The 1,329-nt window shown below is 45.7% G+C and carries 1 protein-coding gene; it reads left to right on the top strand.

Features of this window, described 5'->3' with window-relative positions:
* Positions 1-304: 304 nt before the first annotated feature.
* A partial coding sequence (locus FD01_RS03630) for an IS110 family RNA-guided transposase (protein ID WP_056962649.1) occupies positions 305-1,329 on the top strand: 1,025 nt, incomplete at its 3' end.

Raw genomic sequence — 1,329 nt, 5'->3', positions numbered from 1 at the left:
CATAGTTATAATCACGCAAGCGCTGCGCCCTTGCCCAAAAGGCAATGAAAAGGCTTGCGCTCACGATCTCCTTTCTGTATTTTCAAAGTGTATAACTACTACTCCACACTACAAATCACGAGGGGAGGAGTAGCCACGCCTTCAGGCGCGACGCTGCATAGTTATGTGTGTAGGTCTGCTTTCCAAGCACAAATGAATATGCCATTGAGCATGTAAACTTATCTTTGTTAAACAACCCGTTTTAGTGTAGCGGACCAGTCCCTGTTGTAGTGGTTATACAATTTGCGAGAGGACAAGATCTACTATGGTACTACAAGTCATTTATCCAAATTGTTGTGGGATCGACGTGCATAAAACCTTTGTCTTTGCCTGTATTGCGATTACAGACAATAAAGGTATTCCGTCGTATTACCGCAAACGTTTCTCAACCTTCACACATGGACTTCGTGATCTCGCCGAATGGTTAGAGTATTACTCCTGCTTCGACGTGTGCATGGAGTCTACTGGCAAATATTGGATTCCTGTTTGGAATGTTCTTGAAACTGCCGGCATCCACCAAACCCTTGCGCACCCCAAGTACGTGCGGGCTATTCGTGGAAAGAAGACAGACAAGAAGGATGCTAAATGGATCGCCGATCTCTTCCGCCATGACTTAGTCGTTGGTAGCTTTATGCCACCTGCCCTAATTCGCCAACTACGCGATTTGATTCGTTACCGTTGGAAGTTAGGTAACAATATGGTATCCGAGAAGAATCGTTTCCAGAACTCGCTGACCGTTTCTAACATTCAATTGGCTAGTGTCGTCTCCGATACTTTCGGAGTCAGTGCTCAAAAGATTATCAAGAGCATCCTAGACAAGAAGTTAGGCGATACCGAGCAACTGGAAGATCTGATTCACGGTAGCCTCAAGAAGAAGCTACCAGAACTGGAATTGGCAGTAGATGGTGCGATCACTTCTGATCAAGAAGCCAAACTACGCGTCATTATGGATCACTATAAGAGCCTTGTGCTTGCCAGAACGACAATTGAAACAGAAGTTGAGATGAGAGCTCAACCGCTGGCTCAAGAAATCGCCCTTGTTCGTACAGTTCCCGGACTTGATAAGCCGTTCACCGCAATCAGTGTCTTGGCGGAAACCGGTGTTGATATGAGCCAATTTCCAGATGCCAAGCACTTGTGTTCATGGGCGGGATTAACGCCAACGAACAACGAAAGTGCTGGCAAGAAGCATTCGGTGCGTATTTCTAAAGCCGGTGCTTATCTAAAACCTTTATTGGTCCAAGTCGCCAATGGCTTAATCAAAAGCGATAAGTACCCTGAGATTAAGCA

This window comes from Lacticaseibacillus manihotivorans DSM 13343 = JCM 12514 (assembly GCF_001435035.1).
In the GTDB taxonomy this organism is placed as follows: Bacteria; Bacillota; Bacilli; order Lactobacillales; family Lactobacillaceae; genus Lacticaseibacillus; species Lacticaseibacillus manihotivorans.
Note: the sequence above shows the minus strand (reverse complement) of the source record. Positions and strands in the feature narration are given on the sequence as shown.